Genomic DNA, 17728 nt, shown 5'->3' on the forward strand with positions numbered 1-17728 from the left:
GTGCGGAGCGCGCGGCCGAAGCGGCCGGCTCGGAGTGCGCGGCCGAGCGTCCGGATCAGAGCGCGCGGCTGAAGCGTCTGGGGGAGAGGGCCGCGAAGCCCAGGTGGGCGTAGAAGGGCAGGGCCGGATCGGCATCCGCGGGGAGCTCCACGTGCTGGGCCCGGGCGCCGTGGCTCCGCATCCGGTCCGTGGCCTCGGCGATCAGGGCCGTACCGACGCCGCGGCGGCGGGAGCCGGACTCCACGGCCAGGGCGTACACCTCGCCCTCGCCGGGGACGGGGACGCCGCCCGCGGCGACGCCGACGACCCTGCCCGCGCCGTCGCTCGCGACGAGCCAGCCGAGCCAGCCGGGCGCACCCCCGGGAATTTCAATTTCCGCACGTATGCGGGGGAGCGCGCATTGGGCGGAGATGAGCCGCCGCATCGGGATTTCGTCCAGGATTCCGGTGTAGCTGCTCCGAATGACGTCGGCAAGCAGCCTGGATATCGTCGTCGCATCACCGGCCGCGGCCGTCCGAACTCCAGCCAGCTGCATTGGTTTCGTACCCTTCGATGTGCCGTGCCAGAGCCCCAACATACCCACAATAGCCGGGAATTAAGTTGTCCGTGACCGATGCGAAATCTACGAATTCGCTTAGTAAATAGGGGCGTTCGGCAGGTCGGCCCGCGCGTCCTGTCGATTAACCGGGGAAGGAACAGCAGGCAATGATCAAGGGCGTCATCGCGAGCGCCCCCGCCCCGACGGTCAGCAGCCCCCGGAGAACGGGATGTCCCGCGCTGTACGGGGTGAGGATGCGCCGCATCCGCAGCGCCGCCGAAGGCCCGCCCGCCGCGAACGCCGACCGGGGTGCCCGCCCCGACGCCAGCGCGTAGAGCGCCGTGGCCAGCGCGTCCCGCGTGCACCGCCGCAACGCCCGGTCATCGGCAGCCATTTCGAGCAGCAGCGGTACGGCGGTCCCGCCGTGCCGCGCGAGCGGAAGGCGGGGGAAGACGGCGGCGAAGGCCTCCGCCGCCGCGACAAGGAGATGGTGCCGCCCCGCGATGTGCGCCCGCTCGTGCGCGAGCGCCGCCGCCAGCTGGGCGGGGGTCAGGGTGTGCACCGCGCCCGAGGAGACGACGACCCGGCGCGAGCGGCCGGGCAGGCAGTACACGGCGGGCCGCGCGTCGTCGAGGACGGTGGCCCGCAGCGCGGCGTCGTACCGCCCCACGAGCCGCAGCACCCCCGCGTGCCGCACCCGCAGCCGCCGGGCCCGCAACAGCCGGCGGGCGAACGCGGCGGCGGGCACCGAGAGGACGGCGAGGGAGAGCGACAGGGCGACCAGCTCACGCCCGTCGAGGGCGAGGAGCTGGGCGGGGGTGGGCGGCCGGAGCATGAGCACCATGTCCGTGAGCCGGTGGCTGCTCTCGGTCGACAGGACCATCTGCGCGGGCAGCAGGGCCGACGCGCCGGCGAAGACGGCGCCGCACGCGGCCCACACGCCGAGGGCGAGCCGGGGCACCTGCTGCGCCCAGCGCGCCCTGGCCACCATTAACGGCAGGAGGAAGCCGGTGAGGGCGACGAGCCCGAGCGGGACGAGGGCGTGGTGGTTCACGCGCCGCTCCCGCCGGGCTGCGGGTCCTGGTCGCCCCGGGCGGCGCGCAGGGCCGCGTCGAGGGCGTCCATGTCCTCGTCCGAGATGACCTCGACGAACCGCAGGAGGGCGGCGGGGCGGTCCTGGCTGTCGCCGAGGGCGTCCCGCATGAGCCCCGCGGTGTACTCCTCGCGGCTGCGGACCGGTTCGTACAGCCAGGCCCGGCCGGCCTTCTCGCGGCGGAGCCAGCCCTTGCGGTGCAGGATGTCCGCCACCGTCATCACGGTCGTGTAGGCGACCCGGCGTCCCCGATTGATGTCGTCGACGATCTCGCGGACCGTGGCGGGCCGCTCCCAGGCCCACAGCCGGTCCATGATCTCGGCCTCCAGGTCTCCCAGCCGGCGCACGTGCATCCCCTCCCCTACGGGCGGCTCATCGTACGGGCCGCTTCCCCTGCCGAGGTATACCCCCCAGGGGTACGCTGGCGGGATGTCGACCCTTCTGAAGAACGGCCCCTGCGCGAAGGTCTGTGACGCCGGCCCGGCGGGTTCGGTGGAGCTGGTGCTCCTCCGGCAGCTGCTCGGTCTCTGTCTCCGGCTGAGCGTCACCCTGTCCGCCGACTGCCCCGCACGCAAGGGCGGTTGACACCACCGAAGGGCCCCTCCTGGGGCCCTTCGGTCCAACTCTGGTTCTCTTCCCGGGGGCTACGTCCGGATGAGCCGGGCGATGGCCTTGGACGCCTCGCCCACCTTCGCCTTGGCCTGGTCGCCGCCCTGGGCGATGGCCTCCGTGACGCAGCAGCTGAGGTGCTCGTCGAGCAGGGCCACCGCGCAGGACTGGAGTGCCGCGTTGATGGCGGAGACCTGGGTGAGGACGTCGATGCAGTAGACGTCCTCGTCGACCATCCGCTGCACCCCCCTGACCTGGCCCTCGATACGCCGGAGGCGTCTGATGATGTCTTCCTTGTGCTGTCCGTAACCGGCCACGGCGGGCTCCTCGGGGATTGGCGGGGAAGGGCGGGTCGTCAGCGGTCGGCGGCCTGGAAGCCGCGGAGTCGGAGGCTGTTGCCGACGACGAAGACGGAGGAGAAGGCCATGGCGGCGCCGGCGATCATGGGGTTGAGGAGTCCGGCGGCGGCGAGGGGGAGGGCGGCGACGTTGTAGGCGAAGGCCCAGAAGAGGTTGGAGCGGATGGTGCCGAGGGTCTTGCGGGAGAGGCGGATGGCGTCGGCGGCGGCGCGGAGGTCTCCGCGGACGAGGGTGAGGTCGCCGGCTTCGATGGCGGCGTCGGTGCCGGTGCCCATGGCGAGGCCGAGGTCGGCCTGGGCGAGGGCGGCGGCGTCGTTGACGCCGTCGCCGACCATGGCGACGGAGCGGCCTTCGGCCTGGAGGCGCTTGACGACGTCGACCTTGTCCTGGGGCATGACTTCGGCGATGACTTCGTCGATGCCGACCTCGGCGGCGACGGATTCGGCGACGGCCTTGTTGTCACCGGTGAGCAGGATGGGGGTGAGGCCGAGGGCGCGGAGCCGTCGGATGGCTTCGGGGCTGGTGTCCTTGATGGCGTCGGCGACTTCGAGGACGGCGCGGGCCTGGCCGTCCCAGGCGACGGCGATGGCGGTCTTGCCGGCCTTCTCGGCTGCGTCCTTGGCGGTCTTGAGGCCGGTGGGGAGGGTCATGGCCCATTCGTCGAGGAGCTTTTCGCGGCCGACGAGGACGGCGTGGCCTTCGACGATGCCCTGGACGCCGAGGCCGGGGATGTTGGCGAAGTCCTCGGGGGTGGGGAGGGTGCCGACCTTGTTGGCGGCGCCGGTGGCGACGGCCTGGGCGATGGGGTGTTCGGAGGAGTGTTCCAGGGCGCCCGCGAGGCGCAGGACGTCGGTCTCGTCGGTGCCCTCGGCGGTGTGGACCTTGATGAGGGTCATGCGGCCGGTGGTGACGGTGCCGGTCTTGTCCAGGACGATGGTGTCGACCTTGCGGGTGGTCTCCAGGACTTCGGGGCCCTTGATGAGGATGCCGAGCTGGGCGCCGCGGCCGGTGCCGACCATGAGGGCGGTCGGGGTGGCGAGGCCGAGGGCGCAGGGGCAGGCGATGATCAGGACGGCGACGGCGGCGGTGAACGCGGCGGTGAGGCCCTGTCCGGTGCCGAGCCAGAAGCCGAGGGTGCCAAGGGCGAGCGCGATGACGATGGGGACGAAGACCGCGGAGATCTTGTCGGCGAGGCGCTGGGCGGCGGCCTTGCCGTTCTGGGCGTCCTCGACGAGTTTGGCCATGCGGGCGAGCTGGGTGTCGGCGCCGACGCGGGTGGCTTCGACGACGAGCCGGCCGCCGGCGTTGAGGGTGGCGCCGGTGACGGAGTCGCCGGCTCCGACTTCGACGGGGACGGATTCGCCGGTGAGCATGGAGGCGTCCACGGCGGAGGAGCCTTCGACGACGGTGCCGTCGGTGGCGATCTTCTCGCCGGGGCGGACCAGGAAGCGCATCCCGACCTGGAGTTCGGCGGTGGGGACGGTGACCTCGCGGCCGTTGTCGAGGACGGTGACTTCCTTGGCGCCGAGCTGCATCAGGGCCTTGAGCGCGGCGCCGGCCTTGCGCTTGGAGCGGGCTTCGAAGTAGCGGCCGGCGAGGATGAAGGCGGTGACGCCGGCGGCGGCTTCGAGGTAGATGTTCCCGGCGCCGTCGCTGCGGGCGATGGTGAACTCGAAGGGGTGGGTCATGCCGGGGGTGCCGGCGGTGCCGAAGAACAGGGCCCACAGCGACCACGTGAACGCGGCGATGGTGCCGACGGAGATCAGGGTGTCCATGGTCGCGGCGCCGTGCTTGGCGTTGGTCCAGGCGGCCTTGTGGAAGGGCCAGGCGGCGTAGACGACGACGGGGGCGGCCAGGGTGAGGCTGAGCCACTGCCAGTACTCGATCTGCAGGGCGGGGATCATCGCCATCGCGATGACCGGCACGGCAAGCGACACGGCGGTGATCAGGCGCTGCTTGAGGGGCCGCAGCTCCGCGTCGGCCTTCTCCTCGTCCGAGGGCCCGTCCGGTGTGCCGCTGTTCGCGGGGCGTTCGGGCTCGGGTTCGGCGGCGGTGTAGCCGGTGGCCTCGACGGTGGCGATCAGGTCCGCGACGTCGATGTCGGCGTCGAAGGTGACCTTCGCCTTCTCGGTGGCGTAGTTGACGGTGGCCTCGACCCCGTCCATCCGGTTCAGCTTCTTCTCGATACGGGCCGCGCACGAGGCGCAGGTCATGCCGCCGATGGCGAGCTCGACCTGGGCGGTGCCCGGAGTGGTCGTGGTCATTTCCTGCTCCTCGTTTCAAAGCTTCGGGGGCCGGGGCCCGTGTCTGGGCGGGCCCCGGCGGCCGGGGTGGATCAGGCGCGGCCGGTGAGCTCGTAGCCGGCGTCGTCGACGGCCGCCGTGATCGCGGCGTCGTCGGGCTCGCCGCCCGTGGTCACCGTCACCAGGCCGCCGGCGACGTCGACGTCGACCGAGATGACGCCGTCGAGCGCGCTGACGGACTTGGTGATCGCGGTCTTGCAGTGACCGCAGGTCATGCCGGAGACGGCGTAGACCGTGGCGGTGCTGTCGGCGACCGCGACGGCGGTGGTCTCCGTGGTCGAGCAGCTGTTGTCGGGGGTGCAGCAGGAGCCCATGGCTTCCTCCTCGGTCGGTTCCTCGTCACCCGATACCCTCGGGGGGTATCTGGTCGTGGCTCCATGTATACCCCCCGGCGGTATTCGACGCAAGCGGATCCCCGACTTGACTTGATACCCCCCAGGGGTATGGTGAAGTGCATCGAACGAGAACCCGCGCCACCCTCACGTACGGGAGAGCAGTCATGAACACCGGAGTGAAGATCACTGCCTTTGCCGCCGCGCTCGCCGCGACCTTCGGGACCGCGTACGGGGTCGGCAAGGGGGTCGGCCCCGTCGAGGAGCCGAAGAAGGCGGAGCACGGCGACCACGCCGCCGCGACCGCCCCCGCCACGAGCGACGCGCACGCCGACGGCCACGCCGGCCACGGGGAGGGCGCGGCCAAGGACACGTCGACCGCCGCGAACCTCCCCGGCGGTCTCCAGGTCTCCCAGGACGGCTACACGCTGGCCATGGAGACCCCGACACCCGCCGCCGGCAGGAGCGTCCTGAAGTTCTCCGTCAAGGACGCGGCCGGCAAGAAGGTCACCGCGTTCGCCACCGAGCACGGCAAGGAGCTGCACTTCATCGTCGCCTCGCGCGACCTCGGCACCTTCCGGCACCTGCACCCCGTGAAGGCGGCGGACGGCACCTGGACGACCCCCGTCGACCTTCCCGCCGCGGGCGGCTACAAGGCCTTCGCGGACTTCAAGCCCGCCGCGCCCGGAGCCAAGGGCATCACGCTCGGCGCCGACCTCGCCGTCCCCGGCGCGTACGCCCCGAAGCCGCTCCCCGCCGTGAACCGGACCGCGACCGTCGACGGCTACCAGGTCCGGCTCGGCGGCACCCTGAACCCGGGCAAGGCCGGCGAGCTCCGGCTCACCGTCAGCAAGGCCGGGAAGCCCGTCACCGACCTCGAGCCGTACCTCGGGGCGTACGGACACCTCGTCGCCCTCCGCGCCGGTGACCTCGCCTACCTCCACGTCCACCCGAACGAGGGCGGCCCCGGCCCGGACGTCTCCTTCACGGCGACGGCGCCCAGCCCCGGCGCGTACCGTCTGTTCCTCGACTTCCAGCACGAGGGCAAGGTCCGGACGGCGGCCTTCACGGTCAACGCGGGCGGTGCGGCAGCGCCCGTTCCCGAGGCTGGTGAGGCCTCGCACGATGCGGGAGGCCACACGCACGGCTAGGCTGGTCATTGGACTAGACCTGTAGCCGTCTTTTGTGGAGAAATGGGCTTCGATGAGCAACCGTGCAGTCCTTGAGGTGATCGCTCTCGACGAGGAGGACGCGGTCGCCGCCCAGACCGGCGGCGCCGACCGGCTCGAACTCGTCACCGACATGGCGGCGGACGGGCTCACCCCGTCCAGGACCGGCTTCGCCACGATCCGCGCCGCCGTCGACATCCCGCTGCGCGTGATGCTCCGGCTCACCGACGGATTCGACGCCGGCGGCCCCGCAGGCATCGACGCCCTGGTGCGGCGGGCCCTGGAGCTGCGCGACGCGGGCGCCGACGAGTTCGTCCTCGGCTTCCTCACCCCGGACGGCGAGCCCGACCTGGTGGCCGTCGAGCGGCTCATCACCGTCCTCGACGGCTGCCGCTGGACCTTCCACCGGGCGATCGACCGCGCCGCCGACCGCGACGGGCTGCGCAAGCGCCTCGCCGACCTGCCGGGCCTCGACACCTATCTGACGGCCGGCGCGGCCACCGGCGTCGACGACGGCCTGACCACCCTCAAGGCCGAGGCGGCCCGCGCGGGCGAGCCCGGCTACGAGGCCCGGATCCTCGTCGGCGGCGGCCTGCGCCTCGACCACCTCCCGGAACTCCGCGCGGCGGGCCTGGACGCCTTCCACATCGGCGGCGCGGCCCGCCCGGAGGGCTGGGCACGCCCGGTCTCGTCAGAAGCGGTCCGCGCATGGCGCGAGGCGCTGGACGCGTAGACGCGACGGGGGCGCGTCCCCGTGGGCGGGAGCCGGAGCCCGAGCCGGGAGCCCGCCCCGCCCCGGGAGCCCGTACGCCGCGCGGAAAACGCATCGCCCGGCCGAACGACGATGGCTAGCCTGCCCGGTATGCCACCCACCCCCATGCAGCCCGGTGAACTCCCCGTCGACACCGCCCTCGTCGAGCGGCTCGTCGCCCGGCGGTTCCCCGAGTGGGCCGGGCTTCCCCTGCGGGCCGTCGACTCCGCCGGAACGGACAACGCGATGTTCCGGCTCGGCGACGACCTCGTCGTACGGCTGCCCCGCGTCCCGTACGCGGCACGCCACGTCGAGAAGGAGCAGCGCTGGCTGCCCCTGCTCGCCCCGCACCTGCCGCTCGACGTGCCCGTCCCGGCCGGGCGGGCCGGGGCGAGCGCGGAGTTCCCGCTGCCCTGGTCCGTCTACCGCTGGCTCGACGGCGACGACGCGTACGACGTGCCGCTCACCGACCTGGCCCACGCGGCCGTCGCACTCGGCCGCTTCGGTGCCGCCCTGCGCGCCGTCGACGCGAGCGGCGGGCCCGCCTCCTTCCGGGGCGGCCCGGTCACCGCGTGGGAGGACGGCAACCTGCCGCGCGCCGTCCGGGGCCTCGCGGCCGACGGCGCCGTCGACGCGGAACTCGCCACCGCCGCCTGGGAGGCCGTCCTGCGGCTCCCGCAGTGGGACGGCGCGCCCGTCTGGGTCCACGGCGACCTGCTCCCGGGCAACCTGCTCGGCCGCGACGGCCGGCTCAGCGCCGTCATCGACTTCGGCGGCCTCGGTACGGGCGACCCGGCCTGCGACATGATGCCCGCCTGGACCCTGCTCACCGCCGACACGCGCCCGCTGTTCCGGGAGGCCGCGCGGGCCGACGACGCGACCTGGGCGCGCGGTCGGGGCTGGGCGCTCGCCTGGGGCCTGGTGACGGAGGCCTACTACCGGGACACGAACCCGGTCCTCGCGGCCGTCGCCCGCCGCACCCGCGCCGAGGCCCTCGCGGAGTACGCGACGACGCTCTGACCTTCCTAACGCACGACGTCGAAGACGTTGAGCTGGATGCCGTTCGCGTACGCCTCGTGCTCGACGAGCTTCAGCTTCTGCGCGTCCTTGTCCGTCTGGCTGAACAGCCGCTTGCCCGCGCCGAGCAGGAGCGGGAAGACGAGCAGGTGGTACCGGTCGATCAGACCGGCGTCCGAGAGCGCCCGGCCGAGCGAGGCGCTGCCGTGCATGATGATCGGCCCGCCCTCGGTCTCCTTCAGCGCGGCGACGTCGTCGACGGAGCGCAGGATCGTGGTCTCGCCCCAGTTGTCCACCAGGTCGCCCTCGGAGAGGGTCGTGGACACGACGTACTTGGGCATCGTCCTGTACCCCGCGAAGTCCTCCATGTCCGGCCAGACGGGGCTGAACGCCTCGTAGCTGACCCGGCCGAACAGCATCGCGGCGGCCTCCTCCTGTTCCCGGCCCTTGATGGTGTACGCCTCCGGGACGAACTCCATGTCCTTGAAGGTCCAGCCCGAGTTCCGGTAGCCGGCCTCGCCGCCGGGTGCCTCCACGACGCCGTCGAGCGAGACGAAGGCGGAGCTGATCAGGGTGCGCATCTGGGTTCTCCCGTGAGGTTCGTGACTGGTGCTCAGCAGCAACTATCACCTAGGACCGGAGGCCGCCGGGAAACTCATCGGTCCTTGATCGAAAAGCTCCCGACGCGGGTCACGCGTCCCCCAACTGCGGTGGCAACGGGGCCGAGTGGGCGATCGTCAGGCCCGAGACCGCGCGGGTCAGGGCCACGTACAGGCGCCGCAAGCCCGTCCGTTCGTCCGGTTCGCCGTCGACGACCGCCGCCGGTTCGTCCAGGACCACGTAGTCGTACTCCAGGCCCTTCGCGAGCGAGGCCGGCACCAGCGTCAGCCGGGACTCGGCCGTCGTCTCCTCGCCGGGGGAGAGGTACGCGAGCCCGGCGGCCGTGAGCGCCTCCGCCAGCGGGGCGATCCGCGCGTCGGCGGCGATGAGCCCGATCGAACCCTCGTGGCCGAGGGACGCGACACAGGCCGCGACCACGTCCGCGTCGAGGGCGTCCGTGCGGCGCACGTCCAGCGATCCCGGGTTCTCACGGACCGACTCGACCGGTGCGAGCCCCGGCGACATGTGCGGCAGGAGCCGGGAGGCGTACGCGATCACCTCGCGCGGCACACGGAAACCGGCGGTCAGCTCCTCCACCACCGCCTCCGGCTTACCGAGGTGCCCGAGGGCCTCCGCCCAGCTCCCCGTCGCCCACGGCGTCGTCCCCTGCGCCAGGTCGCCGAGGATCGTCGCCGAACCGGTCGTGCAGCGCCGGCCCACCGCCCGGTACTGCATCGGCGACAGGTCCTGCGCCTCGTCGAGGACCACGTGCCCGAGCGAGTGCGTCCGCTCCACCAGGTCCCGGGCCTCGTCGATGAGGACCGCGTCCGCCGCCGACCACTTCGCCGTCCGGGCGCTCCGCGCCGGCTTCGCCCACAGCAGCAGCTTCTGCTCGTCCCCGGTGAGCAGCCCCTCGGCGTGCTCCGCGAGGAACTCCGGGTCCGAGAGCAGCCGGAGCACCAGCTTCTCCGGCTCCACCAGGGGCCAGCACTCCTTCACGACCGCCTTCACCGCCGTGTTCCGCGCGACCGTGTTCTGCACCCGGTCGTCGGGCGCCTCGCCCGCCTGCTCCATCCGCACCAGGACGGCGTGCGCGATGCGCTGCGGCAGCGCCTCGCGGGCCGCCCCGTACCGGATGTCACGGTCCGCCAACTCGCGGACGATCTCCTCCAGTTCGTACGCGGGCACCCGCCAGCGGCGCGAGCCGCGCACCACCATCAGGGGTTCCGTGGGCAGCGTGATGTGGGAACGCACCGCCCGGCGCAGCACCTCCGCCATCCGGGCGTCGCCCTTGACGACCGCCGTCGCCGCCTCGTCCGTCCCCCGCACCTCGACGTGCGCGACGAGGTCGTCGACCGTCGCCTGCCTGACCTCCAGCTCACCGAGCGCGGGAAGGACCTGCTCGATGTAGTGGAGGAAGGACCGGTTCGGTCCGATGACCAGCGTGCCGGTGCGGGCGAGCCGCTCCCGGTGCGCGTACAGGAGGTACGCGACACGGTGCAGACCCACGGCCGTCTTGCCGGTGCCAGGGCCTCCCTGCACGCACACGGTCCCGGAGAGACCGGACCGGACGATCCCGTCCTGCTCCGGCTGGATCGTGGCGACGATGTCCCGCATCGGGCCGACGCGGGGCCGCTCGATCTCCGCCTGGAGCAGCCGGCTGGTCGTCTCCAGCTCCTCCGGGTCGGACAGGTGCTCGTCCTCGTACGCGGTGAGTTCGCCGCCCGTGTACCCGAAGCGGCGGCGCAGGCCGACGTCCTGCGGGTCCTTCTTCGACGCCTGGTAGTACGGCTGCGAGACCGGCGCGCGCCAGTCGATCACCATCGGGTCGCCGTCGGCGTCGTGGACGTGCCGCCGCCCGATGTAGAAGCGCTGCCCCTCCTGCGTGGTGTGGAGGTAGTCGAGCCGCCCGAAGAACAGCGGGAGCCCGGAGAGGTCGGCGAGCGCCTTGATGCGGTCCTCGATCTGCCGCCCGAGGACGACGGCGTTGACCCAGTTCGCCGTGACGTCCTTGATGTCGAGCGCCTCCACGTCCTCGCGCATCGCGCGCAGCGCGGCACGGGAGGAGGCGAGATGGGCGCGTTCCCGGGCGAGCGGATCGTCGGAAACGGGCGCGGGTACGGACACGGTGAAGCCTCCGGGCAGGTGGATACGCGGACACGACGAGGTGGCCGCCGGTTTCCGGCCGGACGGCGGCTCTCCACGGAGGGAGGCGGGGAAGCTGGCGAGTGTAACTCCGGCCGGGAGCGCGGGGCGAATGCTTTTCGGCCTTTCGTACCCGTAGGGGGCAAGGTCCGACGTGAGGGGGACCCTGGTTCCGCCCCCAGGCCGATGTGTTCGGAATGTCCGGATTCCATGATGGAGGTATGACCGCGACGACGTTCACCTCCGTGACCACGATCCCCCGCCCCCGAGTCCGCCCCCTCGGCACCGCGCTCCGCGCGATCCGCGCCTTCGGCGGCGCGGCGGCCGGAGTCGTCCTCCTCGGCGACTACGGCCCACCGGAGGCCGGGGTCAGGAACCCGCGCCCTGAGTACGCGCCCGGCCCCGACTGAGTACGGGAGCGGCTGCCGCCACCGGGCCGCCTCTGATGTGATCGGAGCATGACGACGACGCCCTCCCCGGCCCCGGACACGAACGCCCTGGACGCGACGGCCCCGGACAGGACGGCCCCGGGCACGGCCACCCCGGGCACGGCCACCCCCGACACCCTCGGGCTGCGCCTCGCCGCAGGCTTCGGGCTGCTCTTCCTCGTCGCCTGCCTGGTGTTCACCGCCATGGTCACCCTCGGCGACGCCATCGACGGCGACGGCTCGGGCGGCGTCTTCATCACGGCGGGCTTCTGGTCCCTGGCCCTCGGAGCCGTCGCCGGTGTGGCGGCCCTGGTGGCGCCCCGCCGCGCACTCGTCACCGCCCAGTACTGCCTGGGGGCCGCCGGCCCGCTCCTCGCCCTGATGGACTGAAGGCCCGCGGCGGCCCCGGCCAGGTCACGACCCCAGCAGCTCGTCCGCGTCGACGATCCGGTACGCGTACCCCTGCTCGGCCAGGAACCGCTGGCGGTGCGCCGCGAAGTCCTGGTCGATGGTGTCCCGGGCGACCACCGAGTAGAAGTGCGCCTGGTGCCCGTCGGCCTTCGGACGCAGCACCCGGCCGAGGCGCTGGGCCTCCTCCTGCCGCGAGCCGAACGTGCCCGACACCTGGATCGCGACGGTCGCCTCCGGCAGGTCGATCGAGAAGTTCGCGACCTTCGACACCACGAGCACGCTGATCTCGCCGGTACGGAACGCGTCGAAGAGCTTCTCCCGCTGCGCGTTCGACGTCTCGCCCTTGATGACGGGCGCGTCCAGGTGCTCGCCGAGCTCGTCGAGCTGGTCGATGTACTGCCCGATGACGAGGATCTGCTGCCCCTCGAACCGCTTCACCAGGGCTTCCGTCACCTTCCGCTTCGTCGCCGTCGTCGCGCAGAAGCGGTACTTCTCCTCGGCCTCGGCGGTCGCGTACGCGAGCCGCTCCGAGTCGGTCAGGTTCACCCGGACCTCGACGCAGTCGGCGGGCGCGATGTACCCCTGCGCCTCGATCTCCTTCCACGGCGCGTCGAACCGCTTGGGCCCGATCAGCGAGAAGACGTCGGACTCCCGCCCGTCCTCCCGCACCAGGGTCGCGGTGAGACCGAGCCGCCGCCGGGCCTGCAGGTCGGCGGTGAACTTGAAGACGGGCGCGGGCAGCAGATGCACCTCGTCGTAGACGATGAGGCCCCAGTCGCGGGAGTCGAACAGCTCCAGGTGCGGGTAGATGCCCTTCCGCTTGGTCGTGAGCACCTGGTACGTGGCGATGGTGACCGGCCGGATCTCCTTCTTCGTACCGCTGTACTCGCCGATCTCGTCCTCGGTCAGCGAGGTCCGCTTCACCAGCTCGCTCTTCCACTGCCGGGCGGAGACGGTGTTGGTCACGAGAATGAGCGTGGTCGCCTTGGCCTGCGCCATGGCCCCCGCCCCGACCAGCGTCTTCCCCGCACCGCAGGGCAGCACGACCACGCCGGAACCGCCGTGCCAGAAGCCCTCGACGGCCTGCTTCTGGTACGGCCGCAGGGCCCAGCCGTCCTCGGCCAGGTCGATCCGGTGCGCCTCGCCGTCCACGTACCCGGCGAGGTCCTCGGCCGGCCAGCCCAGCTTGAGCAGCGTCTGCTTGATCTGCCCGCGCTCGGACGGATGCACGACGACGGTGTCGGCGTCGATCCGCTCCCCGACCAGCGGCTGCACCTTCCGCGACCGCAGGATCTCCTCCAGGACGGGCCGGTCGGTGCTGGTGAGGACGAGCCCGTGGGTGGGGTGCTTGGACAGGGTGAGCCGCCCGTACCGGGCCATGGTCTCGGCGATGTCGACGAGCAGCGCGTGCGGCACGGGATAGCGCGAGTACTCGACGAGCGCGTCGACGACCTGCTCGGCGTCGTGCCCGGCGGCCCGCGCGTTCCACAGGCCGAGCGGCGTCAGCCGGTACGTGTGGATGTGCTCCGGCGCCCGCTCCAGCTCCGCGAACGGCGCGATGGCCCGCCGACAGGCGTCGGCGAGCTCGTGGTCGACCTCCAGGAGCAGGGTCTTGTCACTCTGGACGATGAGCGGTCCACTCACGTGATCAGGTCCTTCCGACACCCGGCCGTTCCGTAACGACGGCCAATCCTCCAGTCTGCCCGATGCGCGGCCGCTGTCGGTGGTTGTGGGGCCTTCTGGACGCCGCCGTGCAGGCGGCAGGCGCCGACGCCGAGGTTCTTGAGGCGGTGAGCGCCGTCCTGCCCGACGGCCTCTTCATCCCCTCCTCCGCCTTGCGAGGCACGGCACCAGACGCCGCTCCCTGATCCGGCCTGACCGACAAGACACCCCTTGGACCCAACCGCCTACACCTGGTCGTCCGCCAGTTCGGCGACACCCGTGATCCGGTGCAGCGGATACGTGCGGACCTCGTCCGCCGTGTGGTCGTAGCCCGTCACGAAGCCGCCCTCCACCCGCACCGGGGCGATGACCCGCTGGCTCGCCGCGCCCTCCGCGTTGACGTAGCCGATCCAGACCGCCGAGCCGGTCATCGCCGCCGCCTGGACGGTGGCGAGCGTCTCCGCAGCCGACGTGCGCGGCAGCGCGCCCGCCGCCGCGGGGGCGGCCGTCGGCTCCTTCCGTACCACCGTCGCCGCCCGGTCGCCCGCCCGGATCGCCCGTACCGCCGCGCCGAGGAGCGTCGTGTCGGGCGCGGGCGGCCCGTCGGGCACCGGGACGGGGGCCGTACGCGCGGGCGTGCGGTACGCGTCGGCGCGGGTGACCAGGACGTCGCCCTCCGCCGACTCGGCGGCCGGCGCGTACCCCATCGACCGCAGCCCGTCGAGCAGCGACACCGGGTCCGTCTGCGCCGCCAGGACCGTCGGCGCGATCCGCCGCAGACGGAGGGAAGCCGACCGACGGTCCGCCAGGATCTCGCCGAGGACCGTGTCGTCGTCACACCGCACGTACGCGGACGCCGCCCCCACCCGCAGATGCCCGTGCCGTCTCGCCACGTCGTCCACGAGGTACGCGAGCGGCTGCGGCACCGGCGTACGGGAATGCGCCTTCAGGAAGTCGTGCAGGTCCGAAGCCGTCTGCCCGGAGTCGAGCGCACGCCGTACGGACCCGGGCGTGAACCGGTAGACCGTCGCGCCACCCTTCGACTCGACGTCCGCCAGAACCGCGAGCGCGTCCGCGAGCGGCCGCCGCAGCGGCCCCGGCGCGACGGCCGTCAGGTCCGCCTGCAGGAGGACGTGGTCGACGGCCTCGGGAAGCAGCGGCGCGAGCAGGGTCGCCGCCCGCGCCGCCGCCACCGACAGCTCGACGCCGCCACCGTGGTCGGCGAGAGCGGCGGCCTCCGCGAGGGGCAGGTTGAGGAGCGCCCGCGCCGGACCCGACAGGGCACCCCGCCCCGTGAGCCCCAGGAACTCCGCCTCCGCGAGCGTCCAGCGGGCGAGCCGCGACCGCAGATCCGTGGCCCCCGCGCCTTCGGAGGCGACCTGCGAGGCGCCCCGCAGCGGCCGCTCCCAGCGCAGCCGCGCCAACAGCGTCTCCGGGTCGGCCGCCGCCCCCGGCGCCAGCGTCGCCAGGAGCTCCAGGACCCGGTGCCGGACCTCGGGGGCCGGTGCCCGGTCCAGGTCCGGGCCGAGCGCGGCGAGCGTGCGGCCCTTCGCGTCCTGGCCGCCAACCAGGCCCGCCGTACGGGTCGCCGTCAGCCAGGGGGTGACGAGCAGCGCCCAGCGTTCGGCGGGCGGCAGGTCCAGCCAGTGGTCGTAGGCGGGCGTCGGCGCGTACCGCTCGTCCGCCTCACCGTCCGAGGCGAGCAGCCCCGCCCCGTAACAGAGCTCCAGCCAGAACGCGGCCGTCTCCTCCGTGACGTCCAGGGCCGCCGCCGTCCGCTTCAGGTCCCGCACCGCGAGCCCGCCCGCGCGCAGCACCGGCGGGCCGCCGCGGTCCCAGGACTTCAACAGCTCCTCGACCGTCGCGAGCGCCACGTGTGCCTGCCCGGCCGCCGCGCTGTCCACAACCTGTGGGCGGTACTCGCGCAGCACCGCGAGCTCCGGCGGCACCGGCTCGGGCGACCGGTGCGCCCGCCCGCCCCGCAGATGCAGCGCCACCTCGCGCGGCAGCACCATCGTCCGCGCCGACACCGGAAGCAGCAGGCCACGATCGCGCAGCCAGCGCACCGGGGGCGCCGGATTCGACGTCACCTCGCCGTACGGCGGACCCCACACCAGCCGGTCAAGGACGGCGAGGGCGTCCGGGGGCGCCGTGTCGAGCAGCTCGCCCATCCGGTCCCGGTCGGTGAAAAGCGCCGTCAGCGCCGCCACCGCCGACACCGGATCGTGCGTCGTGGGAAGCCCCGCCGCCGCGAGGATCTCCTGCACCCGGCCGGGCGACATCCCCGACGTCGCCTCCGCGACCGTCGGGCCGAGACCGGTCGGCGACGGGTGCTGCGCCGAGGGCGCGAGCAGCTCACGCGCGGTCCGCACGAGCCGCAGCCGGTCGTCCTCGCCCCACACGAGCGCCTGCTCGCGCAGCAGCGCCACCGCGTCCGGCAGCGCCGCCTCGATCGCCGGATCGCCCTCGTCGCCGGTGAGCAGCCCCAGGAGTACGGGGTACGGGGTCGGGTCCGGGCCGACGGCGAGCGCCTCGGCCGTCTGGAGCGCGAACCGGTCGAGCCGCTCCAGGGCACGCACCACCGAACCCCGCGTACCGGCGCGCGTCGCCAGCTGCGTCAGGTCGTTCGGGACGGGACTCAGCAGGTCAGGCCGGGCCCGCAGCAGCGCGGCGAGCCCTTCGTCGCCCCGCGCGCGCAGCGCCTCCGCGAGCGTGCGGGGCGCCGTGGCGGCGCCAGTTACCTCGGGCACGTGCGCCTCCCGGTCGAGCTCACCGATCCCCATCCGCACCACGTTAGCCGCTGCGCAGGCGCTAACGTCGGGCCGTACCGGGCGAACCGGCCGTGGAGGGGCACCGTGGGCATCGAGAGCGACCAGTTGGTCTACGACTACCTGAGCCGGGTCGGCGACCTGGCACAACAGCGGCAGCTGCCGGCGAGCGACCGGATGCGGCTGGTGTCGACGCTGCGGAACGAGATCGACCGCCGCCGCACCACCCACGGCGAGGAGAGCCCGTCGGCGGTACGCGGCATCCTCGGCGCGCTCGGCACGCCGGACGAGGTGGTGGAACGGGCGGGCGGCCCGGGCGCGCCGCCGCCACTGCCGAAGCCGCGCAACGGAGACGCGGAGGCCCCGCTGCCGAAGCCCCGCAAGGGAGAACCCGACCCTGCGACCACAGCCGACGCCGACGAGAGCGAACCGGAGTGGTGGCGGACCGACGCCGCCGAGGCCCTGCCGGGCTTCGTGGGCGGGGTCGAACGCCCGGACCTGTTCGCACCGCCGCCGCCGGACGAGCCGGAGGAGGAGGACCACGAGCCGGAGCCCGCTCCCGGGAAGCGCCGCCGTCTCGCCCGCGTCCTCCTCCGGCGCCGAAAGCCCGCGCCGCCCGAGACGCGGCCCGAACCGGAAGCGGCCGCACCGGCCTCCCGCCTCCGCCTCACGAACCCCTTCGTCCTGCTCGCCGCGCTCCTCCTGCTCGGCGGCGCGATCTTCAGCTCCCTGCCCGCCCTGGCCGCGGGCTGGCTGCTCGCGTACGGCTCCCGCCGCCTGACCCCCGGAGAGGTCAGGACGGCGGTCCTGGTGATCCCGGGCCTCGCCGCCGCGTCGGGCGCGGTCTGGCTGTGGGGCCGCGTCGAGGGCCGCTGGGGTACGCAGGTGGCGGCGGGGGGCGAGGCGATGGGCGCGGCGATCTCGGAAACCTGGCCCTGGACCCTCCGCGGCGCGGCCATCGCCTCGGCCCTGTACCTCCTGTGGCGCACCCGCCGCCCCTAAACCCCAACGCCCCGCCACCCCCGCTGTGTGCCCAACCGGGCCGGCCCCCACCCGCCACCCCCGTTGTGTGCACCCTCCCCCCGGGCCGGCGCCCACCCGCCCACCCCGTTGTGGGCATTCGTTCCGCTGGGGCGGAACGGGTGGGCACAACGGACGGCGCCCCCTGCCGGGCCTAGGCTTCCGCGCCTGAACCCGCACCCGATGTACGGCGCACAGTCGGTGCGGGTCCAGGCACAGGGGGCGGAGGCGCCGCCAAGGGCGCCGTCCCGTGTGCCCACCCGTCCCGCCCTGCGGGACGATTGCCCACACGGTGGTGGGCGAGGCGCCGCCCCGGCGGACGAGCGCACACGGTGGTGGGCGAGGCGCCGCCCCGGGCGGGTGGGTACCGCCCCTGCGGGACGATTGCCCACACGGGGGTGGGCGACGCGGCCGACCGGGCGGTGGGCGCCGTCCCGGCGGGACGATTGCGCGAGGTGGTCGGCCCCCGGGCGGGTGGGCACCGCCCCGCGGGGCGACGCCCCACACGGCGGTGGGCGACGGG

The 17728-nt window shown here is 73.5% G+C and carries 17 protein-coding genes; 7 read left to right on the plus strand and 10 right to left on the minus strand.

Annotated features, from left to right (window positions below; translation table 11 throughout):
* Positions 1–55: 55 nt before the first annotated feature.
* The 3 genes from ACZ4VK_RS14460 to ACZ4VK_RS14470 form a co-directional block, all read right to left on the minus strand.
* Positions 56–424, minus strand: coding sequence for a GNAT family N-acetyltransferase (locus ACZ4VK_RS14460; RefSeq protein WP_468352106.1), 369 nt, complete (start codon positions 422–424; stop codon positions 56–58).
* A gap of 256 nt (positions 425–680) precedes the next feature.
* Positions 681–1592: a M56 family metallopeptidase gene (locus ACZ4VK_RS14465; RefSeq protein WP_468352108.1), complete on the minus strand. Its 912-nt coding sequence runs from the start codon at positions 1590–1592 to the stop codon at positions 681–683.
* Complete coding sequence (locus tag ACZ4VK_RS14470; protein ID WP_468352110.1) at positions 1589–1978, minus strand: BlaI/MecI/CopY family transcriptional regulator; 390 nt, start codon at positions 1976–1978, stop codon at positions 1589–1591. The genes ACZ4VK_RS14465 and ACZ4VK_RS14470 overlap by 4 nt, the downstream gene beginning before the upstream one ends.
* Before the next feature lie 82 nt (positions 1979–2060).
* Between ACZ4VK_RS14470 and ACZ4VK_RS14475 the strand changes: the two genes are divergently transcribed.
* Complete coding sequence (locus tag ACZ4VK_RS14475; protein ID WP_468352112.1) at positions 2061–2216, plus strand: hypothetical protein; 156 nt, start codon at positions 2061–2063, stop codon at positions 2214–2216.
* A gap of 59 nt (positions 2217–2275) precedes the next feature.
* Here the strand turns inward: ACZ4VK_RS14475 and ACZ4VK_RS14480 are convergent, their stop codons facing one another.
* From ACZ4VK_RS14480 to ACZ4VK_RS14490, 3 genes are all read right to left on the minus strand, one after another.
* Positions 2276–2557: a metal-sensitive transcriptional regulator gene (locus tag ACZ4VK_RS14480; protein ID WP_384873482.1), complete on the minus strand. Its 282-nt coding sequence runs from the start codon at positions 2555–2557 to the stop codon at positions 2276–2278.
* Between the two features lie 38 nt (positions 2558–2595).
* Entirely contained in the window at positions 2596–4863 is a 2268-nt protein-coding gene (locus tag ACZ4VK_RS14485; RefSeq protein ID WP_468352115.1) for a heavy metal translocating P-type ATPase, read from the minus strand.
* A gap of 71 nt (positions 4864–4934) precedes the next feature.
* A complete protein-coding gene (locus ACZ4VK_RS14490) occupies positions 4935–5216 on the minus strand; it encodes a heavy-metal-associated domain-containing protein (protein ID WP_468352117.1) in 282 nt (93 codons plus the stop codon).
* 185 nt (positions 5217–5401) lie between these two features.
* On the opposite strand from ACZ4VK_RS14490, the gene ACZ4VK_RS14495 reads away from it, so the two are divergent.
* The 3 genes from ACZ4VK_RS14495 (at position 5402) to ACZ4VK_RS14505 (ending at position 8174) form a co-directional block, all read left to right on the plus strand.
* A complete protein-coding gene (locus ACZ4VK_RS14495; protein WP_468352119.1) occupies positions 5402–6385 on the plus strand; it encodes a hypothetical protein in 984 nt (327 codons plus the stop codon).
* 52 nt (positions 6386–6437) lie between these two features.
* Positions 6438–7136: a copper homeostasis protein CutC gene (locus ACZ4VK_RS14500; protein ID WP_468352121.1), complete on the plus strand. Its 699-nt coding sequence runs from the start codon at positions 6438–6440 to the stop codon at positions 7134–7136.
* 129 nt (positions 7137–7265) lie between these two features.
* Positions 7266–8174 carry an aminoglycoside phosphotransferase family protein gene (locus ACZ4VK_RS14505; RefSeq protein WP_468352123.1) on the plus strand — a complete coding sequence of 303 codons (909 nt, stop codon included), beginning with the start codon at positions 7266–7268 and terminating at the stop codon, positions 8172–8174.
* Between the two features lie 5 nt (positions 8175–8179).
* Here the strand turns inward: ACZ4VK_RS14505 and ACZ4VK_RS14510 are convergent, their stop codons facing one another.
* Positions 8180–8752 carry a dihydrofolate reductase family protein gene (locus ACZ4VK_RS14510; protein WP_468352125.1) on the minus strand — a complete coding sequence of 191 codons (573 nt, stop codon included), beginning with the start codon at positions 8750–8752 and terminating at the stop codon, positions 8180–8182.
* 109 nt (positions 8753–8861) lie between these two features.
* Positions 8862–10898: a HelD family protein gene (locus ACZ4VK_RS14515; RefSeq protein ID WP_468352127.1), complete on the minus strand. Its 2037-nt coding sequence runs from the start codon at positions 10896–10898 to the stop codon at positions 8862–8864.
* A gap of 239 nt (positions 10899–11137) precedes the next feature.
* Between ACZ4VK_RS14515 and ACZ4VK_RS14520 the strand changes: the two genes are divergently transcribed.
* Positions 11138–11326 carry a hypothetical protein gene (locus tag ACZ4VK_RS14520; protein ID WP_468352129.1) on the plus strand — a complete coding sequence of 63 codons (189 nt, stop codon included), beginning with the start codon at positions 11138–11140 and terminating at the stop codon, positions 11324–11326.
* 48 nt (positions 11327–11374) lie between these two features.
* Entirely contained in the window at positions 11375–11734 is a 360-nt protein-coding gene (locus ACZ4VK_RS14525) for a hypothetical protein (protein ID WP_468352130.1), read from the plus strand.
* Between the two features lie 24 nt (positions 11735–11758).
* Here the strand turns inward: ACZ4VK_RS14525 and ACZ4VK_RS14530 are convergent, their stop codons facing one another.
* Both ACZ4VK_RS14530 and ACZ4VK_RS14535 read right to left on the minus strand, forming a co-directional pair.
* Positions 11759–13399, minus strand: a complete 1641-nt coding sequence (locus ACZ4VK_RS14530; RefSeq protein WP_468352132.1) for a DNA repair helicase XPB — start codon at positions 13397–13399, stop codon at positions 11759–11761.
* A gap of 263 nt (positions 13400–13662) precedes the next feature.
* The gene (locus tag ACZ4VK_RS14535) at positions 13663–16200 is read right to left on the minus strand and encodes a helicase-associated domain-containing protein (protein WP_468352134.1); all 2538 of its coding nucleotides are present in this window, start codon (positions 16198–16200) and stop codon (positions 13663–13665) included.
* A gap of 72 nt (positions 16201–16272) precedes the next feature.
* On the opposite strand from ACZ4VK_RS14535, the gene ACZ4VK_RS14540 reads away from it, so the two are divergent.
* Complete coding sequence (locus ACZ4VK_RS14540) at positions 16273–17187, plus strand: hypothetical protein (protein WP_468352136.1); 915 nt, start codon at positions 16273–16275, stop codon at positions 17185–17187.
* Positions 17188–17728: the final 541 nt, after the last annotated feature.

Source organism: Streptomyces sp. NPDC028711, from assembly GCF_055565415.1.

Coding starts and splice junctions, on each gene's coding strand:
- ACZ4VK_RS14490 (WP_468352117.1), bottom strand. CDS start 5,216: ATGGGCTCCTGCTGCACCCCCGACAACAGCTGCTCGACCACGGAGACC.
- ACZ4VK_RS14460 (WP_468352106.1), bottom strand. CDS start 424: ATGCGGCGGCTCATCTCCGCCCAATGCGCGCTCCCCCGCATACGTGCG.
- ACZ4VK_RS14510 (WP_468352125.1), bottom strand. CDS start 8,752: ATGCGCACCCTGATCAGCTCCGCCTTCGTCTCGCTCGACGGCGTCGTG.
- ACZ4VK_RS14485 (WP_468352115.1), bottom strand. CDS start 4,863: ATGACCACGACCACTCCGGGCACCGCCCAGGTCGAGCTCGCCATCGGC.
- ACZ4VK_RS14500 (WP_468352121.1), top strand. CDS start 6,438: ATGAGCAACCGTGCAGTCCTTGAGGTGATCGCTCTCGACGAGGAGGAC.
- ACZ4VK_RS14495 (WP_468352119.1), top strand. CDS start 5,402: ATGAACACCGGAGTGAAGATCACTGCCTTTGCCGCCGCGCTCGCCGCG.
- ACZ4VK_RS14505 (WP_468352123.1), top strand. CDS start 7,266: ATGCCACCCACCCCCATGCAGCCCGGTGAACTCCCCGTCGACACCGCC.
- ACZ4VK_RS14535 (WP_468352134.1), bottom strand. CDS start 16,200: ATGGGGATCGGTGAGCTCGACCGGGAGGCGCACGTGCCCGAGGTAACT.
- ACZ4VK_RS14520 (WP_468352129.1), top strand. CDS start 11,138: ATGACCGCGACGACGTTCACCTCCGTGACCACGATCCCCCGCCCCCGA.
- ACZ4VK_RS14525 (WP_468352130.1), top strand. CDS start 11,375: ATGACGACGACGCCCTCCCCGGCCCCGGACACGAACGCCCTGGACGCG.
- ACZ4VK_RS14475 (WP_468352112.1), top strand. CDS start 2,061: ATGTCGACCCTTCTGAAGAACGGCCCCTGCGCGAAGGTCTGTGACGCC.